This window comes from Pseudomonas sp. PGPR N4, from assembly GCF_059693665.1.
The window spans coordinates 783,958-803,020 of the sequence record NZ_JCAUKV010000001.1; the positions used below are offsets into that span (position 1 = coordinate 783,958).

Genomic DNA, 19,063 nt, shown 5'->3' on the forward strand with positions numbered 1-19,063 from the left:
TGAGGTCCTCACTGGGCTGGCTCACCCCCCACATGCGGGTCTTGGCCACAGGCGAAATCGCATTGACCAGGATGCCGTGGGCCAGGCCTTCCATGCTCAGCGCATTCATGATCCCGACCTGGGCCATCTTGCCTGCGGCATAAGCTACCAGCCCTGGCTGGGCATAGCGCTGGTACATGGCGCGGTCAGAGGTGGTCAGTACGACTCGCGGCGCCGCCGAGCGCTTGAGGTGCTTCCAGGCATGCTTGGCCAACCACACCGGCGCATGCACGCTGATGCCCAGAGCGCGTTCGAGAAATGCCTCCTGCTGGTCTTCGATGTCCTGATAGCCGACCCAGCCGGCATTGTGAATGAGGATGTCGAGCTGGCCGAACTGCTCGATGGCAAGCTCGATCAATTGCTGGCAACCCGCCTCATCGTCCAGCCGACCAATGTGGGCAACCACCTCGCCACCCTGGGCCTTGAGAGCCTGCAACGCTTCAGTTACCAGTGCCTGATCTTCGCCTTCGCCGGCGCGATCGGTGCCCAGGTCACTGATCACTACCCGTGCGCCCTGAGCCAGCAGTGCCTTGGCATAATCCAGGCCAAGCCCCTGGCCTGCACCGGTAATAATCGCGACTTTATTTGTGAATGGCATCGACGAATCCCCCCGATTCTCATTCACAGACAATAACAATAAAAAAATCAATGACTTAATACTAAAAGCATGCAAACTTGATATCTAATAGATATCACCGAAACCCCGCAAGCGGATGACCGAGCCCCACCGGGTTACTCATACAGATAGCAACAGCCCGGGCGAGCAGGCTTCTGCGCCGCCCAAGCACACATTATGATGGCGCGCCTGCAGAAGTCCTGTGAGCACACGCCCCTGCACCAGTTCGCCTCGATGAAGGAAAGTAGAATGATCGAGACCCGTTTGCTCAGGCAGTTCATCGCCGTGGCCGAGGAGTTGCACTTTCACAAGGCAGCTATTCGTCTGCACATGGCGCAGCCGCCTTTGAGCCAAGCGATCAACCGCCTCGAGGACAAACTCGGCTTCAGCCTGTTTCTGCGCAACAAGCGCGGGGTCAAGCTGACTGCCGCTGGCATGGCATTTCTGGAAACCGCTTATCGCACCCTCAAGGAACTCGAGCAAGGCATCGAGTACGCCCGCAATGTCTCCGAGGGCGTGTGCGGCAAGCTGACCATCACGGCCATTTCGATTGCCTACTACGAGTCGCTGCTGAACTCGCTTCGACGCTTTCGCGAAAGCTACCCGAACGTGCGCCTGACCATCCGTGAAATGCCGTCGGCGGCCCAGGCCGCCGCCTTGTTGGCCGGCGAAGCCGACATCGCCTTCATGCGCAAGCTGCCACTGCCGCCGGATACCATCGAATCACGCCTGATTCTCAATGAACAGATCGTGATGGCCTTGCCGGCCCATCACGAAAAGGCCCGCCACGCCAACGTCGACCTGCGCGAATTCGCCGAAGAAGACTTCGTGTTCACCCCGCAGGCATTGGGTAATGGCTACTACAGCCAGCTGATGGCGCTGTGCGAGTCGGCAGGCTTCTATCCCAAGGTGGTGCAGGAAGCGTCGCAGATTCACACCTTGATCGGTTTGGTCGCCTGTGGCTTCGGTGTAGCCCTGGTGCCGGAATCGATCGCCAACTCGACGCTGCGCGATCGGGTCCTGTTCCGCCCGATCAAGCCCGTTGGTGATCAGCCCAACGCCAGCATGGGCCTGTACATGAACTGGAACAACCAGAACGCTTCGCCGGCGCTGGGCAGTTTCATCTCGATGCTGGACCTTGGCGCACCGAAGTGTTTCAGCGACACCCTCCTCGACCTCGCGGCCCAGGAGAGCATCCTCAAGCGCGATCTACACCGATAGCTGGTTATGGCGCAGCCAGGCATCCAGTGCCAGTGCTGTTTCCAGGTTGTTACGGCGCAGCTGCGAGTTGAAATAGCCCTCGGCGTGATCCAGTTGCGTGATTAGCTGAGCTCGGTCGATGACCGCGAACGCCGGGCTGTCGGCCGTTGCCAGCAGCTGCCGGGTGCGCTCGCGCAAAAAGCGCTCGTAGGCCAGGTTTGCCGAAGTCGGATAAGGGCTTTTCTTGCGCGCCAGCACGGCCGGTGGCAGTAGATCAGCCGTCGCCTGTTTGAGCAGCCACTTTTCCTCGCCTCCTCTACCTTTTATCGACCACGGCACGTTGTGCACGTACTCGACCAGCTCATGATCGGTATACGGCACACGCACCTCAAGGCTGGCGGCCATGCTCAGGCGGTCCTTGCGGTCGAGCAGGATCGGCAGCCAGTGGTGCAGGTGCAGGTGGCTGATCTCGCGCATGCGCCGCTCGACAGCGTCGTCGCCCGGCAGATGCTGCACTTGATCCAGTGCCTGGTGATAGGCGCTGTCCTGATAGCCGGCAAAATCGCAGTGGCGGTTGAAGTCCGGGTTGATCAGTTCTGCCTGCAGCAGTTGCATCCGTGACAGCCACGGCATCCGCGCCGCAGCGATGGCCTGCGGATCGCGACACCAGGCATAACCGCCAAATACCTCGTCCGCGGCCTCGCCTGAGATCGCCACCGTCGAGTGGCCACGGATGGCTTTGAACAGCAGATACAGAGAGGTATCGACATCGCCAAAGGTCGCCGCTGAATCATTGGCCAGGCACACCGCCTGCCTGGCCTGATCGGCAACCAGCTCGCGGTTATCGATCAGGATGGTCTGGTGCTGGCTGCCGATATGCGCGGCGGCGGCCAAGGCATACGGCTCGTCGCGCTCCGGGCGGAAGGCATCGGCCTGGAACTGCTCGGCCTGGCCGACAAAATCCACCGAGAACGAATTGACCGTACCGCCCTGTTCGGCCTGCAACGTGCGCTGGGCCATCGCTGTGAGAATGGTCGAGTCAAGCCCGCCGGACAGCAACGAGCATACCGGTACGTCGGCATACAGCTGCTCGCCCAGCGCTTTACCCAACAGTTCGCGGGTGCGCTCAATGGTGCTTTGCAGGTCGTCCTGATGCTCACGTCGTTGTAACTGCCAATAGCGCTTGAGCTTGATCTGGCCGTTCGGCCGCCACGATAGCCGATGCCCCGGTGGCAGCTCGCGAATGCCGCGCAGCGCCGTGCGCGAGGTGCCCCGCGACAAGCTCAGGGCATCGACCAGCCCCACCACGTCGAGCTGTTTGCTGAAATCCGGATGGGCCAGAATCGCCTTGATCTCCGAGCCGAACAGCAGGCCCTGGCCATGTTCGGCGTAGTACAGCGGCTTGACCCCGAGGCGATCGCGTACCAGCAGGAAGTGCCCGTCCCGCTCGTCGAACACGGCAAAGGCGAACATTCCCGACAGCTGCTCGCTGCAATGCTCGCCCCACTCCAGGTACGCATGCAGCACCACTTCGGTGTCGCTGCGGGTCTGGAACTGATGCCCGGCCAGACGCAGCCGCTCGCGCAATTCGTTGTGGTTGTAGACCTCGCCGGTATACACCAGCGCCACTTGCTGGCCATTGCCGAAGCGGTAAGTCATCGGTTGTACGCCGCCAGCAAGGTCGATGATCGCCAACCGCCGGTGGCCGAGCAAGGCATGCCGGTGGCGCCAGCTGCCGCTGGCGTCCGGGCCGCGCAGGGCCAGGGTGTCGGTCATTGCCGCCAGCAGCGGCGCGTGTTGCTCCAGGTCGCGACTGAAGTCGACCCAGCCTGTAATTCCACACATGGTTGCCGCTCCTTATTGACCAGCCTCAGCGGCCGGCACCCGCCCGACCAGCGCTTGCAGGCGCTTGGCAATGTCCAGCAACTGCCGCTCGCTGTCGCGTCGGCCCATGATCTGCACCGACAGCGCTGCTTTGCCATCCGGGCTCAGGCAGATCGGCACGGTGATAGCCGGCAGGCCGCTAAAGCTGGCCAGCGGGGTGAAGCTGATTTTCTGTGAGTAGTCGGCGTCGGCAGGCGATGGGATGGTCGAGTCGCCGGGCTGCGGATCACGCCGGTCGAACGGCCGATTGGGGTCCATCGGGAATACCACGACGTCCACCTGGGCGTTGTCGAACCAGCTGTCGATGCCTGCGCGAACGCTGTCCATACGTTGCTGGATGGCGTTGTATTCTTCGTCGCTGACCCCGGCTCCGACGGCCAGTGCGCTCTGCGTCGACCAGTGCAGCTCGCAGTCGAACACCTGCTGCCACGCCGCAGAGGCCAGCCACGCATCACGGGCACAGAGTTGCCAGGCGTCGCCGCGGCACGCCCACAGTTCAGGCATGTCGACATCACTGTCGGCCATTTCAAGCTGCACCACGGCGCTGCGCGCCTGAGCCAGCATGGCGAGCATCTGCGCGCTGGTCAGGCCCGGCTCATGCACATGGCTGAGGAAACCGACCCGGTACTGCTGCTTGAGCGGCAGTTGCTCGCCGAGCAGACCATCGATGCCAAGCATCGGTAGCAGCAGGTCGAGGTCATCGGCGCTGCGGGCGACCCAGCCAAGGGCGTCCATGCGCGGAGACAGGGGGAATACGCCGGCCAGATTCCCGGCCTTGTGCGTCATGCGCAAGCCGACCATGCCGCAGTGCGACGCAGGCCAGCGGACCGAGCCGAGCACATCGGTGCCCAGCGAGATATCACACAGCCCCGCCGCCACCGACACCGCGGAACCGGTGCTCGAGCCCGAAGGGTCGATACTCGGGTAAAGCGGGTTGCGGCAACCGCCACCAAAGGCGATGTTCAGTTCGGTGGTGGTCACCTTGCAGGTCAAGGCCACCCGTGGGTCCAGCCAGGTCAGTGCTTCGGCGCTGCGCGCTGGATAGTGACGGTAGCTGCGCAGGCCCAGTCGGGTCGGCAAACCCGCAACGTCAACGGTGTCCTTGACGCCCAGGCGGAACCACGGCGACTCGGCCGGGCGGGTGCTGACCAGGCAACGGTAGTGGCCGTCGGCATGCACCGCCCATTGCTCATACTGCGCTGCCCAATCGGCGGCCAGTGCTGGATTGGCCTGCAGTTGCGCATAGCGCTCACGCAGGGTCAGGGCCAGGTAATTCGGCACCTGTTGGCCAACTGCTGCGGGACCGCAGTTGGCCAGGTAGGCGTCGATAGCATTGTCGGTTTTAACGTATGACATCGGTGTATTCCTTGACAGTTGATGCCGCCGCCCAAGCTTGTGGCTTGCCTGTGGCAGACAGCGGTAAGTGATCGACGTGATGGATATGCAGCGGCCGCGGCGTGCCGGGCGTGAGCTGAGAAAACGCAGCCAGCACAGCCCCGCTGCTGACTGACGAATCGCCCAGCACTATGGTGTAGGCCTCGCCACGCAAACCGTCGCGTAGCGGCACACAGGCCAGGCTTGCGCAGCCCAGCAGCGTGCCCAGTTCGGCGCCTAGCCGGGCCAGGTCGAGGCGAACGCCATTGACCTTGATCAGGCTGCTGACCCGTCCCAGCCACTGCACCCGGCGCGGGTCGAGGACCTGCACCAGGTCGTCACAACGGTGGCTTGGCGCTGCGCAGGCCTGGCCCTGCTCACGGGCAATGCGTGGGCTGGCAATTTCCAGGGGCGCGGGCTGGCCTGCGGGCGTCAGTAGCTGAACGTCGTCAAGCAAGCTCCACGGCTGCTCCGGCGTGCTACTGGCATCCAGTTCGCGGACGGCAATCGCGCCGGTTTCGGTCGAGCCGAGCACCTCGATGAAACGCACCTGCGCACCGGCGAATTGCTGGATCACAGCCAGTGCACCGGGTGGCAACATCGATGCACTGTGCACGATCAACAGCGGGCGCTGGCCAGCCAGGCGCTTGAGCAGTGCTGGCAGCAGCTTCCAGGTACTGGCGATGGCCAGAATCACGCATTGGCCGTGGCCAGCCAGCGTTGGCAGTTGCTGTTGTTCGAACGAGCACAGCTGTAGCGCCGCCCTATGTACGCGCGCACCGGTTTCGCCGAGGATCTGCCCGTAGCTGTGGCTGACCGGCGCAAAGCTGATGATCTCGCTGACCTGCGGCGCCCAGCGCTGATAGATCAGCCGCGCCTCTTGCTCCATTTGCGCGCGGCTGCGCAGCCATTGGCGCGGCGCGCCGCTGGAACCAGAAGTGTGGAACACCTGCTCAGCACTCACTCGGCGGCCTGCAGGGTGAGCTGGTCTTCGACCTTCTGCGCAACGAAGCGCTGCATCTTGTCCAGAGTCTCGAACCAGAAGCGCACATCGTCGCTGAGGTAGTCCACCTCGATGCTGAAGCGGTCCTCGACGGCAGTAATCACCTCAACTGCCATCAGGCTGTCGAAGCGCTCACCGAGAAAGTCGCGAAAGCTGGCCTGGCTGTCGATGCCGAGGACCTCGGGGCCGAGCAGTTGGGCAAGAGTCTGGCGGATCTGGAGTTCGATGGAGGGGGTATTCACGAGCCGGTGCTTCCTTGTTGAGTGCTTGCGTTGATCAATGCCGCGCCCGCGCTGTAGAACACCTGTTCAGGCGCGATCGGGTCGAATTGCAGATAGATGAAAGCTGTGCTGTAGCGGCTGCGCAGCCCCGCATACAGGCCGTCGGCCAGGGTCTGCTGCGCGAGCATGTCGCGCTCGCTGGAGAGTGTGATGCGCACATGAAACTGCGCCGGCTGGCCGTCACGGTCCTGGCTGGGCAACGGCATACCGGCGCTGAACACGCAGTCCAGCGGCAGCGGCGCGAAGAACACCATGCAGTGCGCGGGGTCGGCGCCCAGGCTCTTGAGAACGCGGGTAAAACCCAGTGCAATGCGCTTGCGCTCGATCAGCGGCAGCGGCGCGCAGGCGACGGTAATGGTCGGCATGCTTGGTGTCCTTATGACAGTTGCAGGTTGGGCAAATGGCGGCGGCTGCCGTCGACGAATGCCTGCAGCAGACGGCCCAGGCAGGTCGACAGCGCATCACTGCCCTCCAGATACAGCGGCGACCAGGCAAAGCCTTGCGCGGTGCTCACCTTGTCGAGGAAGAAGCGCAGGTGAGCGATGTCCACCGGCAGCTCGAATGCCAGCGCCATGGCCACCGCCTGATAGGTGCTGAGCAGGTCGGGGATACGTTGACCGTGATTGGCGAAGCCACCCTGACGAACCTTGTGCGCCGCCAGCAGCACTGCCGCAGCCTGCTGCACGGGGTGGCCGAGATAGGCAAGGCAACTGAGCGCCTGCAAACCGGCGCGCAGCGATGACGCGCCCCGCGGATAGGCGCTGTAGGTCAGCCGCCCGCTGTCTTCATGCTGACAGGTGCCGACAAACCGCTGCAGGCCATCCAGCGCCACACCGCTGTTGTCTCCCAGCGACTGCAGGATGGCCACCGCAGCTGCGGTCGAGACCATGTCCGAGCCGCGGCCTTCCCAGAAGCCAAAGCCGCCGTCCGGATTTTGCAACGAGGCCAGCCATTGGCCGATTGCCTGACGGGCCTGCGGCTGCTCGGCAAACGCCCCGGCAGCGAGCCCCCAGGCCGTGCAGCGCACCTCGGCACCGCGCCCGGGCATGTACATGATCCCGGCCTCGTTGGGCATCTGGCAGCCTTCGATCCAGCGCAACGCCGCAGCACGCTGGCCGCCGTCGAGGCTGCCGCCGAGGATCCCGGCGGCGCTGGTCAGAACATCCGCCGCGGTGCTCGCTTCGCGGTAGGTGTAACCGCCACCCGGTGTGGCCAGGCTGGCGATATAGTCAGCGACATCATCGGCCAGCCAGGCGACTGGCTGCCCGAGTGCCTTGAGTGAGCCCACCGCGCAGAACACCGCCCAGACGTCCTCGCCGTCATATCCCTGCCAGCGGACAAAACCGCCTGCGCTGCTGCGGCGGGCAACGATCCAGTCGCTGCAACGCTGTGCGTCCAGTGGTAGTGCGTGCAACTCTGCCAGGCTTGCAGTGGCGCGGTAGGTTGCCCACAGGCACGCCGACTCGGCCGACTCGCTGAAGCGAAAGCCGCCGTCAGCCAGCTGCTGCGCCTGCAACCAGGCGATCAAACGCGTGCGGTCCCACGCAGGCGCCGGCAGCCCGGCTCGTTGCAGTGCGCGGGCGGCCATCACGCCATAAAAGCAGGCGCGGGTATCGGCGACATCGCGCTCGGCAAACTCAGCCGACCAGCTCAGGCCACCATTGGCGCATTGCAAACCCTCAAGCCAGCGGTACAGCGGTTCACGCTGCTGGACCTCGCCGTGGCAGACTTCGAGCAAGGTGCGCAATGTGTAATGCGTGGCCCAGGCATCTGCCGTCTGGCCCGGGCACATGGCGTAGGCGTCGCCATCGAACAAGGTGTGCAGCCATGCGGCAGTGGCGTCTGTGTCGCTGACTGGCGCCGCCAGATCCTTGAGGGTTTCGGTGCAATAGAACGTGGCCCAGGCATCGGACGGCATACCCTTGCTCCAGGCATAGCCGCCATCACGGTTGCGCCGTGACTGGATATACGCCTGCAGCTGCGGCACATCGGCACTGCCCAGGCGCTCGACCCAGGCCAGGCTGCGGATCGCAGCGTAGGTGCACCAGAGGTCAGCCTGATGATTGGCCAGGCCCTGCCCTTGCGGAAATTTCGGCAACACCGCGCTCATTGCGCACCGCCAACAAAGCGCAGATTGGTCTTTTTCCAGCTCTTTTGCGAAGCGCCGCTCTTGCTCAACACCGACAGGTTGTTGATGAACAGGATGCGGCTCCAGCGCAGGCGCATGTGAGCTTGCGAATGGGCCTGCAGGCGCGCCTCGATCGCCGCCTCCTGACCATTGTCCCAGAGCACATCGCGCTCCAGGATCAGCGCGGCGCTGTCCTTGTCGCGGTCGACTTCGATCATGTAGCCCGTGGCGTCGCAGTTGCCGTAAACGACTTCCTCGACGGCGCGAATATCCAACGCCACGCCGCCGACTACCACGGCATCGTTGTCGCGGCCATTGATCAGCAGGCTCGGGCTGAGCTGGCCGGCCTCGCAGGCGCCGCTGATGGTCACGCTGTCACCGGTATCCAGGCGCAGCAAGGGCCGCGCATACAGGTTCAGCGGCGTTACCACCAGACGCCCGCTGAGACCTTGCGCCAGCGGCACCAGTTGGCCGTCCTCCAGCAGCAGTTCGAAGTAGTTGGTGGTGCAGGCCAGACGCATCTGTTGATCTTCGCCAACTGTCGCCAGGGTGCCGGTCTCGGTACTGCCGTAACTGGCATCGAATACCTCGCACTGCCACCAGCGCGCCAGGCGCTGGCGGAATGGCTGGGTGTTGACCTCGCCCAGCAGCATGATCGTCTGCACCGACAGGGCGAAGCCGTCGAGCATCTCCCGCTGTTTAAGGTAGCGAGTCAGCTGGACCAGCACGCCAGGGGCAATGAACAGCACGCTTGGCTGGTAGGTGGCGAAGGTCTTGCATACCCGCTCCCAGTCGGTGATTCCGGTGGTAAACGGATACAGGCGCACGTGGGAGACGTCCAGGTAGTCGCAGACGTTGGCAATCAGATCGCCAACCGGGACGATATCCGACGGCATAAGGTTGGCGACCCTGGAGCCTGGTCTGAGTACCGCGCGCCATTGGCTGGCGACGCTGATGGCATTCCAGATGATGTCTTGCTTCAGGCGTGGAGTTGGCGTCGGTTCGCCGGTGGTGCCGGTAGTAGCGTAATAGCGCGCTGCATCACCCAGGCCGACCGTGCAAAAATCCAGCGGAGTGGCCTTGAGGCTGGCCTTGGGCGTGACCGGCAACTGGGCGAAGGCTGCGCTGCTGAACGGGCCGATGTCCGCGTAATAGCGGCTGTTGCGAGCTCGTTCCCAGGCGGCCTGCAACTTGCCGGTGTAAAAATTCTGACAAGGCATATTCCTGCCGAACTGGCGAAGCTCGCCCTCGGCTGCCGCTACGACTGAATGGTCGTTTTCCTTGTGAACCAACATCGCCCCGCCCCTCTCGAATAAGTTGCGCCGAGAATTGGCGAGTGCAGACCTTGAGTAAAATACTTTTGGCGAACCGGCGGTGATAGGTCGCAAGTATTAATAGCCTTGGAAATACAACGATTTAGCCCATATCAAGGGCTGCCGCCTGCTCCCCGTCCCCGTACGCTCTGGGGCAACTGCGCATATCAGATTGAGACCTTTATTGTATTTCCCTCGAGCTGTCGTCGCTGCGCACTATCGCCGCTCCTTGCAGCAGGTGCAGGGCGAACGACGACACTCAGGGAGCGACACCGATCATGCTGACCCAAGCCGCCAACGTGCTCGACGGCCCACTGGCCTGGAGCCTCAATTCCTGGCGCGACCGCAGCGCTGCGCAGCAACCGCTGTATCACGACCAACCTGCCCTCGAGCAGGCGCTGGCGAGCTTGCGCCAGGCCCCCGCGCTGGTCAGTCGGCAGTCGATCAGCCTGCTTACGGGCTTGCTGGCCCAGGCCCAGCAGGGCCGTGCGTTTGTCTTGCAAGGCGGTGATTGCGCCGAAGACTTCACCCAGACCGATCAGGCCGCGCTGAATCGCTTTCTGCAGCTGATGCAGCAGATAAGCCAGCTGCTGACGCGGGGTGTACAGCGGCCAGTGATCAAGATCGGCCGCCTGGCCGGGCAATACGCCAAGCCACGTTCCAGTGATATCGAAACCCGCGATGGCTTGAGTCTGCCGGTGTATCGCGGCGATATCGTCAACCAGGCCGAGTTCCGCGCAGCAGCGCGGCGGGCAGATCCGCAGCGCCTGCTTGCAGCCTATGCTCACTCGGCCGCGACCTTGCGCGACATCCGCACCCTGCAGGGTTTCATGGACAGCGATGGCCCGTGCGATCAGGCGCTGTTCATCTCCCACGAAGCCTTGCTGCTGGAATACGAGCAGGCGTTGACACGGCAACAGGACGATGGCTGCTGGTTCAACCAGTCCACCCACCTGCCGTGGATTGGCCTGCGCACCGCCCAGCCCGACGGCGCCCATGTCGAATACCTGCGTGGGGTGAGCAACCCGGTGGCGGTCAAGGTCGGCGCCGAAACCTCGGCCAGCGCACTGCTGCAGCTGATCGAACAGCTTAACCCGCACAACCAGCCGGGCCGGCTGACGCTGATCCACCGCATGGGTGCGGCGCTGCTGGACCAGCACCTCGGGCCGCTGATCGACGCAGTAGAGCACGCTGGCGCGCGGGTGTTGTGGCTGTGCGACCCCATGCACGGCAATACCCGCACCCTGCCCTGCGGCACCAAGACCCGCGCCTTCGATGACATCCTGGCGGAAATAGAGTCGGCCTTCGCCGTGCATGCCTGGCATGGCTCGGTCCTCGGCGGGCTGCACCTGGAACTGACCGCTGAACCCGTGACCGAGTGCCTCGGCGGCCCAGGCCAGCTGCAGCCGGAGGATCTGCACCGCTGCTATCTGAGCAAGGTGGATCCACGCCTGAATGGCGAACAGGCGTTGGCCTTGGCCCAGCACTTGAGCCGGATGCCGCCATGCCGTTAGCCATATACGTGTTTTCGCTGTGCACCTTTGCCTTCGGCTTGTCTGAGTTCGTGGTCGCCGGTCTGGTTTCGGCAATGGCGGGCGATCTGAGCAGTTCAGTCGCTGCGGTGGGCGCGGCGATTGCGGCGTACGCGTTGGGTGCCGCCATCGGCGCACCGTTGCTGACTGCGGCGCTGGCGAGCTGGCGTGACCGCTCGCTGATGCTGCTGACGGTAGCAGTGCTGGGGGTGGGCAGCCTGCTGCTGGCAAGCGTCGAGCAGGTGTTGACCTTGCACCTGGTGCGCTTTGGGATTGGCCTGGCCCACGGCGTGTTCATGGCGCTAGCGGCCAGTGTCGCAGTCAAGCTGGTAGCACCCGCACAGGCTGGGCGGGCATTGTCGGTGGTATGGATGGGTTTGACGGTGTCGTTGGCACTCGGGGTACCGCTGGGCACGCTGCTGGGCAGCTTCTGGTCGTGGCGGGTGATATTTGTCGCGCTGGCGCTGCTCGCTTGTTTGAGCTTGATCGGCTTGCTGCGTTGGATGCCGGTTCAGGCCGGTGCGGCGGATGCTCAGCCTGGCGCGGGGCTGAGCGGCCTGCGCGCCGTGCTACTGCGGCCGTTGTTGTCCGTTGCCGCGGTGTCCATGCTGGTCAGCGTCGCGGTGTTCAGCTTTTTCAGTTACGTGTCGCCGTACCTGCTGGAGGTGAGCCAGGCCGGGCCACGTTTGTTGAGTGCGGGCATGCTGCTGTTTGGCGCCTGCACGATTGCTGGCAATCTGGTTGGCGGATATGCCGGCGACCGCTTTGCGATAAACCGCTGCCTGTTGCTGGCCCTGCTCATGCTGGTGGTCACACTGATGCTGCTGTATGTGTTCAGGCAGTCGCCATGGGCCGTGCTCGGCCTGGTCGGGGTGCTGGGCGCAGTGTTCTTCGCCATCGTCACACTGTCCACGTTGCGCCTGCTCAACCTGGCCAAAAGCGTGGCGCCGCACGCCAGCGGCGTGGCCTCGGGGTTGAACATTGCTGCGTTCAACCTCGGCACAGCGCTCGGCGGCGGGCTTGGTGGCCTTTTGATCGGTCAGCTCGGCCTGGCGTGGTTGCCGCTGGCAGGCGTTGGCGCCGGGCTGTTGGCAATTGCTGTGCTACTCAGCCAGACGCCTGCCGATGTGCCCTATGAAGCTGAAACTCAGCGCTGAGCCTTGGCGCACTGCCACAGCCGGGCAACATCGCTGGCGCGCGCCTGCAGCAGTGCCGGCGCTTCGCTGCACGCCTGAGCCAAGGTCATCGGCCCACTGGCCAGCGCAAACGCGGCATCGATGCCATGGGCGTACAGTTGCTGGTAACCCTCGCCCAGGGTGCCGGCCAGCACCACCACCGGCACACCATGACGTTTGGCAACCCTGGCCACGCCCATGGGCGTTTTGCCGCGCAAGGTCTGCGCGTCAAAGCGGCCTTCGCCAGTGATGACCAGATCGGCGCCCTGCACCAGTGCATCCAGCCCTGCCAGCTCGGCAACCACCTCCACTCCAGCGCGGAAACGCGCGTCCATGAATGCCTTGGCCGCAAAGCCCATGCCGCCGGCAGCGCCGCTACCGGGCGACTCCCTGAGGTCATTACCCAGCAGTTGCGCGCAATGGTCGGCAAAATGGCCAAGGGCGAGATCCAGCGCTGTCACCTGCTCAGGGCTGGCGCCTTTTTGCGGACCAAAAATCGCCGAGGCGCCATTCGGACCACACAGTGGGTTGTCGACGTCTGCAGCGACTTCGACCTGCACCTCAGCCAGGCGCGGATCAAGCTCACTGGCGTCGATCCGGGCCAGTTGCGCCAAGGCCAGGCCGCCTTCGGCCAGCGCCTGGCCATCGGCGTCGAGCAAACGCAAGCCAAGGGCGCGGAGCATGCCGCTGCCGCCGTCGTTGGTGGCACTGCCGCCAATCGCCAGGACGATGCGTTGGGCCCCCGCGGTCAATGCCGCGCCGATCAATTCGCCGGTGCCCCAGGTGCTGCTGCGAGAGGCGTCGCGCTGCTCGCCGGCGACCAACTGCAAGCCGCTGGCTTCGGCCATTTCGATGATTGCCGTGTGGCTCTCGGCGAGCCAGCCCCAACGGGCCTCGACCGTCTGCCCCAGCGGCCCGCGCACCGCTTGCCGGCGCAGCTCACCGTGGCTGGCCGCGACAATCGCCTGCAGCGTGCCTTCGCCGCCATCGGCCATCGGACACTCAACCAGTTCGGCCTCCGTCCACACCTCGGCCACCCCGCGCGCAATGGCCTGGGCGACGGCAGCAGCGTCGAGGCTGTCCTTGAACGAATCGGGGGCGATGACAATTTTCATGGGGATTCTCCTGATCCTGTTGCAGCGATGCTGACAGTTGCGTCATCCGCAGGCCTCGGTCAGATGCACAAAAGCCCGGCGCCGTTGTTTGGGCAAACGCCTTTGCCACTCAGCTCAGTCGGCGGGCAACAGCTGCAAGCCCAGATACAGGGTCAACATGCCGTCCAGCCGCTGTGGGTCGACTTCGCCCAGCTCGGCGATACGTTCCAGGCGATAGCGCAGGCTGTTGCGGTGGATGCCCAAGGCATCGGCACAGGCCTGGCTCTGGCCATCATGGGCGCACCAGGCGCGCAAGGTATTGAGCAACTGGCCGCTGGCGTCCTTGCTACGAATGCGCAGCAAGGGCTCGAGCAATTCATCCAGCGCGTCGTCGTTGCGGTGACGCCACAGCAGTGCTGGCAAGCGGTAGCGGGTCAGGTTCAGCAAGCGCTCGGCAGGCAGCACTTCGCGCCCGTAGGCAAGCAAATCACGCACCCGCCGGTAGCCGCGTCGCAATTGCTCAAGGCTTTGCGCTGCCGGGCCCACGGCCAGGCGCTGGACGTGCCAGCCATGGCGCTGCAACCGTTCGAGCAGACGCTGTTCATCCAGCGCGACCGCTGCCGGCCGACACCACAACAGCGACTGACGGGCCGGGCTGACGCACCAGCCATCCGGGTAACGGCTCATCAGCCAGGTGGCCAAGGCTTCTGCGGGCGGTCCGGACTCCAGCTCGAACAGGCACGGCACCCGTGCCAATTGAGGCTTGAGGCCAAGTTGCTGGGCCTCGTCGAGCAAACGCGTCGAATCACCACTACTGCCCAGCAACAATGCCAGCAAGTCATCACAGCGCTGGCGTCGCCATTGTTGCTCGACTTGCAGGTGACGCTGGGCCAGGAGCATTTCGGCGGTCATCCGCACCAGCTCGCCGTAGGTGCGCAATTGCTGCGGATCACCGGTCAGGCCGAGCACGCCGATCAAGCGGCCATCGAGCATCAGCGGCAGGTTGACGCCGGGCTGCACGCCCTTGAGGCACTTGGCCGCGTCATTATCGAGCTCGACGATCCGGCCATTGGCCAATACCAACTGGGCACCTTCATGGCGGGTGTTGATGCGCTCTGCTTCACCGCTGCCGAGGATCAGGCCCTGGCTGTCCATGACGTTGACGTTGCACGGCAGGATGGCCATCGCCCGGTCGACGATATCCTGCGCCAGGTCATGGTCCAGTTCGAACATTCAACGGTCCTTGCAGTGATAGGATTTGGGCCGCAGCACAGCGGCCAGCGCTGACACCTGTGCATAAGCACAAAGACAGCCGCGCTGCGCTCGCCGAGACTCGTCAGGCGAGCGCCGAAACAGGCGACGCGGTAACAATCATAACAACAGAGATCCCGATCATGGCACACAGCTCTGCCCCTGACCAAAGCCACGATAGCACCCGCAATGCGCTGTACCGGCGCATCACACTGCGGCTGATTCCATTCATTTTCATCTGCTACCTGTTCAACTACCTCGACCGCGTCAACGTTGGTTTTGCCAAGCTGCAGATGCTCGATGCACTGAAGTTCAGCGAAACCGTCTATGGCCTCGGAGCCGGTATTTTCTTCATCGGCTACGTGCTCTGCGGCCTGCCCAGCAACCTGGCGCTGAACCGCTTCGGGCCACGGCGCTGGATCGCCTTGATGATGATCGCCTGGGGCAGCCTGTCGACCTGCTTGATGTTCGTCACCACGCCGACCGAGTTCTACGCTCTGCGCCTGCTCACCGGCGCCGCCGAAGCCGGCTTCTTCCCGGGCGTGGTGCTGTACCTCTCGCGCTGGTTCCCCGCGGATCGACGTGGGCGGATCATGGCCCTGTTCATGTCGGCGATTCCGGTCTCGGGGCTGCTTGGCGGACCATTCTCGGGCTGGATTCTGCAGCACTTTGCCGCTGGCCAGCACGGTTTGGCCGGCTGGCAGTGGATGTTCCTGATCCAGGGCCTGCCGACGGTGGTGCTGGGCATACTGGCGATCAAACTGCTCAGCGACGGTTACCAGAAAGCGCCGTGGCTCAGCCCGGCCGAGCGGCAGATCATCGAAACGGACCTTACCGCCGATGCAGCACGCAAGCCGGTCACCAGCGGTGACAGCGTGCTGTCGGTGCTGACCAATCCGCTGATCTGGACCTTTGGCTTCATCTACTTCTGCATCCAGAGCGGCGTGTACGCGATCAACTTCTGGCTGCCGTCGATCATCAAGAGCATGGGCTTTGACAACCCACTGCTGATTGGCTGGTTGAGCGCGATCCCGTACCTGTTGGCCGGCGTGTTCATGATTCTGGTAGGCCGTTCGGCTGACCTGCGCAACGAGCGCCGCTGGCACCTTGTGGTGCCGATGCTGATGGGCGCGATCGGCCTGCTGATCGCGGTCAACTTTGCCGGCCATCCGCCGATTGCCATTCTTGGTCTGTCGATCGCGACTATGGGCGCCCTCACCGGTTTGCCGATGTTCTGGCCGATGCCGACTGCCTTGCTCAGTGCTGCCACTGCGGTGGCTGGCCTGGCGATCATCAACTCGGTCGGGCAGATGGCGGGCTTCCTCAGCCCGTATCTGGTGGGCTTCATCAAGGATCAGACTGGTTCCACCGATGCTGCACTGTACTCGCTGGCCGGGCTGATCGTGATCGGCAGCCTGGTGGCCCTGCGCGTCACCCGTGCAGGCGCCTTGAGCAGCGCCCGCGCCGATTGAAACGGCTGACCGTTGCCGGGCCTGGCGCCCGGCAACACCTCACCGCCACAACGCGACAACCCCGCCCTCCTTGCCCAGCACCGGGTCCAGTTCCGGCAACGCCACCTTGGCAATCCGCGCCCCCGCCTGCGCGTGGCCACGGGAACTGGGCCGTTCGACCTCGTAATCTTCCTGCCCCCGCGGGTAACCGCCAACTACCAGGAAGTCATCGCTGCAGGTGACGCAGCGGTGGCCAGTGCCGGCGGGCAGCACCAGCACGTCGCCCGCCTTGACGCTCAAGGTCTGCCCGGCGGTCCCACCCAGGGTCAGCCGCGCTTCACCCTGCGCTACGCCAAGCACCTCGTGGGCGTTGGGATGGAAGTGGTGATAGGGAAACACCCCATCTCGCCATAACGCAGGCCACCCGTGCACCTCGAACAGCGCCTCAAAGGCCGCCGCTCGGTCCGTGCCGTGCGGCCACTGCATCGCATAAAGCAACACCGGCAACACGCTGTTCGGCGTCGAGCCGTCGCCGGCGAAACGTAGCTGGCGCGGCTCAACCGGCCGCGGCGCGATAGATTGCTGCTGGTCCATGATCTGCCCCTCACAGGCTTGTATTCTGTTGAGAAGCTTGAATGCCGTCAGGCGTTCCATTTCAAGCAGGCGCTCACTGCCTCAGGCTTTTGCGCTATGGTTGCAGTCTGACCGGCACTTCGAACCGGCCCACGACAATAACAGCACGGGGAGCGCCCATGACCGCGCCTGCCACCGACACCCGCGCCAGGGAACTGGCTGCGTTTATCGACTGCCACTTCGCCGAGCGCGGCCTCGCGCCGGAAGCGGTGATCGCCGAATCGTGGTTTCGCAGCATCAACCAGCACCACCTCGACCCAGGCCTGCGCCATGTCGACAATATCCTCAGCGCCGCCGAGATTCGCCAGCATCAGGCTCAGCACGAGGCCTACCTGAGCATCGCCGGGCAAGGCGTCAACGGCCTGGCCCGAAGGGTGGTCGATGCCGGCTTCGCCGTGCTGCTCAGCGATGCCGACGGCATTACTCTGGATGCGCGCCTGCCAGCCGATCACGACCGTTATTCACGCGCTGGGCTGATTGTCGGCGCGCGCTGGGACGAATCGATTGCTGGCACCAATGGCATCGGCACCGCGCTGGCGTCGGGACAGGCGCTGACCATCCACCGCCAGGAGCATTTTCTTGCGGCCAACGCCCGCCTGAGCTGCTCGGTGTCACCGATCTTCGATGCGCAGAATCAGTTGCTTGGCTGCCTCAACGCAACCTGCCTGTTCAACGATGGGCCAAAACAGGCGCAGCACCTGACCCTGCACCTGGTTACGCTGTACGCGCGGCTGATCGAAAACACCCATTTCCGCCAACGTTACCGCGACCGTCTGACCCTGGCCCTCAAGCCCCGCGACGACATCACCGATCTGGCCAATGAGCAGCTATTGGCGCTGGATGAAGGCGGCCGGGTGATCGGCGCCAACCGGGCTGCATTCTTGGCCCAGCCTGGCGCCCTGCTGGGCTTGCGCATCGAGCAGTTGCTGCCCGCCACTATCGATGAGCTGCTGATGCTCACCCGTGGCGGCGCTTGCGGCACCCAACTGCGCGAGCCTGGCAGCGAGCTGATCATCGAAGTCGGTTTGCGTGTGCCGGCCGGTTACGGGCTGCGCGCCAAGCCTGTGGCGCCGGCCCCAACTACAGCCCGCCACCCGACACTTGAGCAACTTGCCGGCGGCGACAGCCAGTTGCAGCAAAGCGTGCAGCGTCTGCGCAAGGTGCTGGACAAGGACATCTGTATCCTCATCACCGGTGAAACCGGCACCGGCAAAGAGGCCTTTGCCCGCGCCGTGCACCAGGCCAGTCGCCGTCAGGCCGGGCCGTTCGTTGCACTCAATTGCGCGGCGATCCCCGAGTCGTTGATTGAAAGCGAGCTGTTTGGCTACCGCAGCGGCAGCTTCACCGGCGCCAATCGCAAAGGCATGAAGGGCAAGCTGGAACTGGCCAATGGCGGCACGCTGTTCCTCGATGAGATCGGCGACATGCCTGCACACCTGCAAACCCGCTTGCTGCGGGTGCTGGCCGAGCGTGAGCTGCAACCCCTGGGGGCCGAAGCGCCAGTGGCGTTGGATATTCAGGTGGTGTCGGCGACCCACCAGGATCTGGCCAGCATGATTGCTGACAAACGCTTCCGTGAAGACCTCTTTTACCGTTTGTGCGGCATGCGCATGAGCCTGCCGGCGCTACGCCAGCGCAGCGATCGCGCCGAGTTGATCGAGCACCTGCTGCGACGGCTGCCCGAAGCGCAAGGGCTGCAGCTGGACGCCGAGGCTCACCGCTGCCTGCTGGGCCACCCTTGGCCTGGCAACGTGCGCCAATTGCTGAACGCGCTGCGCTACGCAGCCGCGCTGGCGGAGAATGGGGTGATAAGCCTGAATTGTCTGCCGGAGGAGCTGCTGGCGAGTGCGCCGCGGACGCCGGTCCTTGCACAGCCACTGCGCCTGGAGGCGCAGGTCGAGGATGCCGAAGCCCGGCATTTGCTCGATGTACTGCGGCGCGAGCGTTGGAATATCAGCGCGGCAGCAGACGCGGCGGGAATCTCCCGATCGACTCTGTACCGCAAGATGAAACGACACGCAATCGTGCCGCCGAATCAGGCTGACTGAGCGCAGCACTGGCCGCTGCACGAGCGTGCCGGCCAGTGCTG

The 19,063-nt window shown here is 64.1% G+C and carries 15 protein-coding genes and 3 pseudogenes; 6 read left to right on the forward strand and 12 right to left on the reverse strand.

Features of this window, described 5'->3' with window-relative positions; all coding sequences use genetic code 11:
* Positions 1-28: 28 nt before the first annotated feature.
* Positions 29-637: pseudogene (locus tag AC58X1_RS03535) on the reverse strand (SDR family NAD(P)-dependent oxidoreductase); the annotation flags it as partial.
* Between the two features lie 267 nt (positions 638-904).
* On the opposite strand from AC58X1_RS03535, the pseudogene AC58X1_RS03540 reads away from it, so the two are divergent.
* Positions 905-1,078, forward strand: a pseudogene (locus AC58X1_RS03540) (LysR family transcriptional regulator); the annotation flags it as partial.
* On the opposite strand, the pseudogene AC58X1_RS03545 reads toward AC58X1_RS03540, so the two are convergent.
* Positions 1,079-1,198, reverse strand: a pseudogene (locus tag AC58X1_RS03545) (hypothetical protein); the annotation flags it as partial.
* On the opposite strand from AC58X1_RS03545, the gene AC58X1_RS03550 reads away from it, so the two are divergent.
* Complete coding sequence (locus AC58X1_RS03550; RefSeq protein WP_497428763.1) at positions 1,172-1,876, forward strand: LysR family substrate-binding domain-containing protein; 705 nt, start codon at positions 1,172-1,174, stop codon at positions 1,874-1,876. The pseudogene AC58X1_RS03545 and the gene AC58X1_RS03550 overlap by 27 nt on opposite strands.
* Here AC58X1_RS03550 and asnB read toward each other — a convergent pair.
* The 7 genes from asnB to AC58X1_RS03585 are packed head-to-tail and all read right to left on the reverse strand — an operon-like array spanning position 1,865 to position 9,745.
* Positions 1,865-3,700, reverse strand: a complete 1,836-nt coding sequence (gene asnB / locus AC58X1_RS03555) for an asparagine synthase (glutamine-hydrolyzing) (RefSeq protein WP_497428351.1) — start codon at positions 3,698-3,700, stop codon at positions 1,865-1,867. The genes AC58X1_RS03550 and asnB overlap by 12 nt on opposite strands.
* Before the next feature lie 12 nt (positions 3,701-3,712).
* Complete coding sequence (locus AC58X1_RS03560; RefSeq protein ID WP_497428352.1) at positions 3,713-5,095, reverse strand: amidase family protein; 1,383 nt, start codon at positions 5,093-5,095, stop codon at positions 3,713-3,715.
* Positions 5,082-6,077 carry a class I adenylate-forming enzyme family protein gene (locus tag AC58X1_RS03565; RefSeq protein WP_497428353.1) on the reverse strand — a complete coding sequence of 332 codons (996 nt, stop codon included), beginning with the start codon at positions 6,075-6,077 and terminating at the stop codon, positions 5,082-5,084. The genes AC58X1_RS03560 and AC58X1_RS03565 overlap by 14 nt, the downstream gene beginning before the upstream one ends.
* On the reverse strand, positions 6,074-6,358 hold the full coding sequence (locus tag AC58X1_RS03570; protein WP_103437340.1) for an acyl carrier protein: 285 nt from the start codon (positions 6,356-6,358) through the stop codon (positions 6,074-6,076). The genes AC58X1_RS03565 and AC58X1_RS03570 overlap by 4 nt, the downstream gene beginning before the upstream one ends.
* Positions 6,355-6,762, reverse strand: coding sequence for a hypothetical protein (locus tag AC58X1_RS03575; RefSeq protein ID WP_150569239.1), 408 nt, complete (start codon positions 6,760-6,762; stop codon positions 6,355-6,357). The genes AC58X1_RS03570 and AC58X1_RS03575 overlap by 4 nt, the downstream gene beginning before the upstream one ends.
* Positions 6,763-6,773: 11 nt before the next feature.
* Positions 6,774-8,507 carry a prenyltransferase/squalene oxidase repeat-containing protein gene (locus AC58X1_RS03580; RefSeq protein ID WP_497428354.1) on the reverse strand — a complete coding sequence of 578 codons (1,734 nt, stop codon included), beginning with the start codon at positions 8,505-8,507 and terminating at the stop codon, positions 6,774-6,776.
* On the reverse strand, positions 8,504-9,745 hold the full coding sequence (locus AC58X1_RS03585; RefSeq protein ID WP_258197440.1) for a phenylacetate--CoA ligase family protein: 1,242 nt from the start codon (positions 9,743-9,745) through the stop codon (positions 8,504-8,506). The genes AC58X1_RS03580 and AC58X1_RS03585 overlap by 4 nt, the downstream gene beginning before the upstream one ends.
* 371 nt (positions 9,746-10,116) lie before the next feature.
* Here AC58X1_RS03585 and AC58X1_RS03590 point away from each other — a divergent pair, with 371 nt between their 5' ends.
* Both AC58X1_RS03590 and AC58X1_RS03595 read left to right on the forward strand, forming a co-directional pair.
* Complete coding sequence (locus AC58X1_RS03590) at positions 10,117-11,352, forward strand: 3-deoxy-7-phosphoheptulonate synthase (RefSeq protein WP_497428355.1); 1,236 nt, start codon at positions 10,117-10,119, stop codon at positions 11,350-11,352.
* Positions 11,343-12,527 (forward strand): MFS transporter, encoded by a 1,185-nt coding sequence (locus AC58X1_RS03595; RefSeq protein ID WP_188035946.1) that lies wholly within the window; start codon positions 11,343-11,345, stop codon positions 12,525-12,527. Before AC58X1_RS03590 ends, AC58X1_RS03595 begins: the two co-directional genes overlap by 10 nt.
* Here AC58X1_RS03595 and AC58X1_RS03600 read toward each other — a convergent pair.
* Complete coding sequence (locus tag AC58X1_RS03600) at positions 12,518-13,660, reverse strand: glycerate kinase (RefSeq protein ID WP_497428356.1); 1,143 nt, start codon at positions 13,658-13,660, stop codon at positions 12,518-12,520. The two genes, AC58X1_RS03595 and AC58X1_RS03600, sit on opposite strands and share 10 nt — an antisense overlap.
* A gap of 114 nt (positions 13,661-13,774) precedes the next feature.
* Positions 13,775-14,872 carry a sugar diacid recognition domain-containing protein gene (locus AC58X1_RS03605; protein WP_188035948.1) on the reverse strand — a complete coding sequence of 366 codons (1,098 nt, stop codon included), beginning with the start codon at positions 14,870-14,872 and terminating at the stop codon, positions 13,775-13,777.
* A 161-nt stretch (positions 14,873-15,033) separates the two neighbouring features.
* Between AC58X1_RS03605 and AC58X1_RS03610 the strand changes: the two genes are divergently transcribed.
* A complete protein-coding gene (locus AC58X1_RS03610) occupies positions 15,034-16,362 on the forward strand; it encodes an MFS transporter (protein WP_497428357.1) in 1,329 nt (442 codons plus the stop codon).
* Between the two features lie 39 nt (positions 16,363-16,401).
* Here the strand turns inward: AC58X1_RS03610 and AC58X1_RS03615 are convergent, their stop codons facing one another.
* On the reverse strand, positions 16,402-16,935 hold the full coding sequence (locus tag AC58X1_RS03615; protein WP_497428358.1) for a cupin domain-containing protein: 534 nt from the start codon (positions 16,933-16,935) through the stop codon (positions 16,402-16,404).
* A 158-nt stretch (positions 16,936-17,093) separates the two neighbouring features.
* Here AC58X1_RS03615 and AC58X1_RS03620 point away from each other — a divergent pair, with 158 nt between their 5' ends.
* Complete coding sequence (locus AC58X1_RS03620) at positions 17,094-19,022, forward strand: sigma-54-dependent Fis family transcriptional regulator (RefSeq protein WP_497428359.1); 1,929 nt, start codon at positions 17,094-17,096, stop codon at positions 19,020-19,022.
* The last annotated feature ends 41 nt before the right edge of the window (positions 19,023-19,063 follow it).

Excerpts from the sequence above, each read along its gene's own strand:
- AC58X1_RS03590 (WP_497428355.1), top strand. The coding sequence starts at position 10,117 with ATGCTGACCCAAGCCGCCAACGTGCTCGACGGCCCACTGGCCTGGAGC.
- AC58X1_RS03585 (WP_258197440.1), bottom strand. The coding sequence starts at position 9,745 with ATGCCTTGTCAGAATTTTTACACCGGCAAGTTGCAGGCCGCCTGGGAA.
- AC58X1_RS03620 (WP_497428359.1), top strand. The coding sequence starts at position 17,094 with ATGACCGCGCCTGCCACCGACACCCGCGCCAGGGAACTGGCTGCGTTT.
- AC58X1_RS03615 (WP_497428358.1), bottom strand. The coding sequence starts at position 16,935 with ATGGACCAGCAGCAATCTATCGCGCCGCGGCCGGTTGAGCCGCGCCAG.
- AC58X1_RS03595 (WP_188035946.1), top strand. The coding sequence starts at position 11,343 with ATGCCGTTAGCCATATACGTGTTTTCGCTGTGCACCTTTGCCTTCGGC.
- AC58X1_RS03605 (WP_188035948.1), bottom strand. The coding sequence starts at position 14,872 with ATGTTCGAACTGGACCATGACCTGGCGCAGGATATCGTCGACCGGGCG.
- AC58X1_RS03575 (WP_150569239.1), bottom strand. The coding sequence starts at position 6,762 with ATGCCGACCATTACCGTCGCCTGCGCGCCGCTGCCGCTGATCGAGCGC.
- AC58X1_RS03600 (WP_497428356.1), bottom strand. The coding sequence starts at position 13,660 with ATGAAAATTGTCATCGCCCCCGATTCGTTCAAGGACAGCCTCGACGCT.
- AC58X1_RS03560 (WP_497428352.1), bottom strand. The coding sequence starts at position 5,095 with ATGTCATACGTTAAAACCGACAATGCTATCGACGCCTACCTGGCCAAC.
- AC58X1_RS03610 (WP_497428357.1), top strand. The coding sequence starts at position 15,034 with ATGGCACACAGCTCTGCCCCTGACCAAAGCCACGATAGCACCCGCAAT.
- AC58X1_RS03580 (WP_497428354.1), bottom strand. The coding sequence starts at position 8,507 with ATGAGCGCGGTGTTGCCGAAATTTCCGCAAGGGCAGGGCCTGGCCAAT.
- asnB (WP_497428351.1), bottom strand. The coding sequence starts at position 3,700 with ATGTGTGGAATTACAGGCTGGGTCGACTTCAGTCGCGACCTGGAGCAA.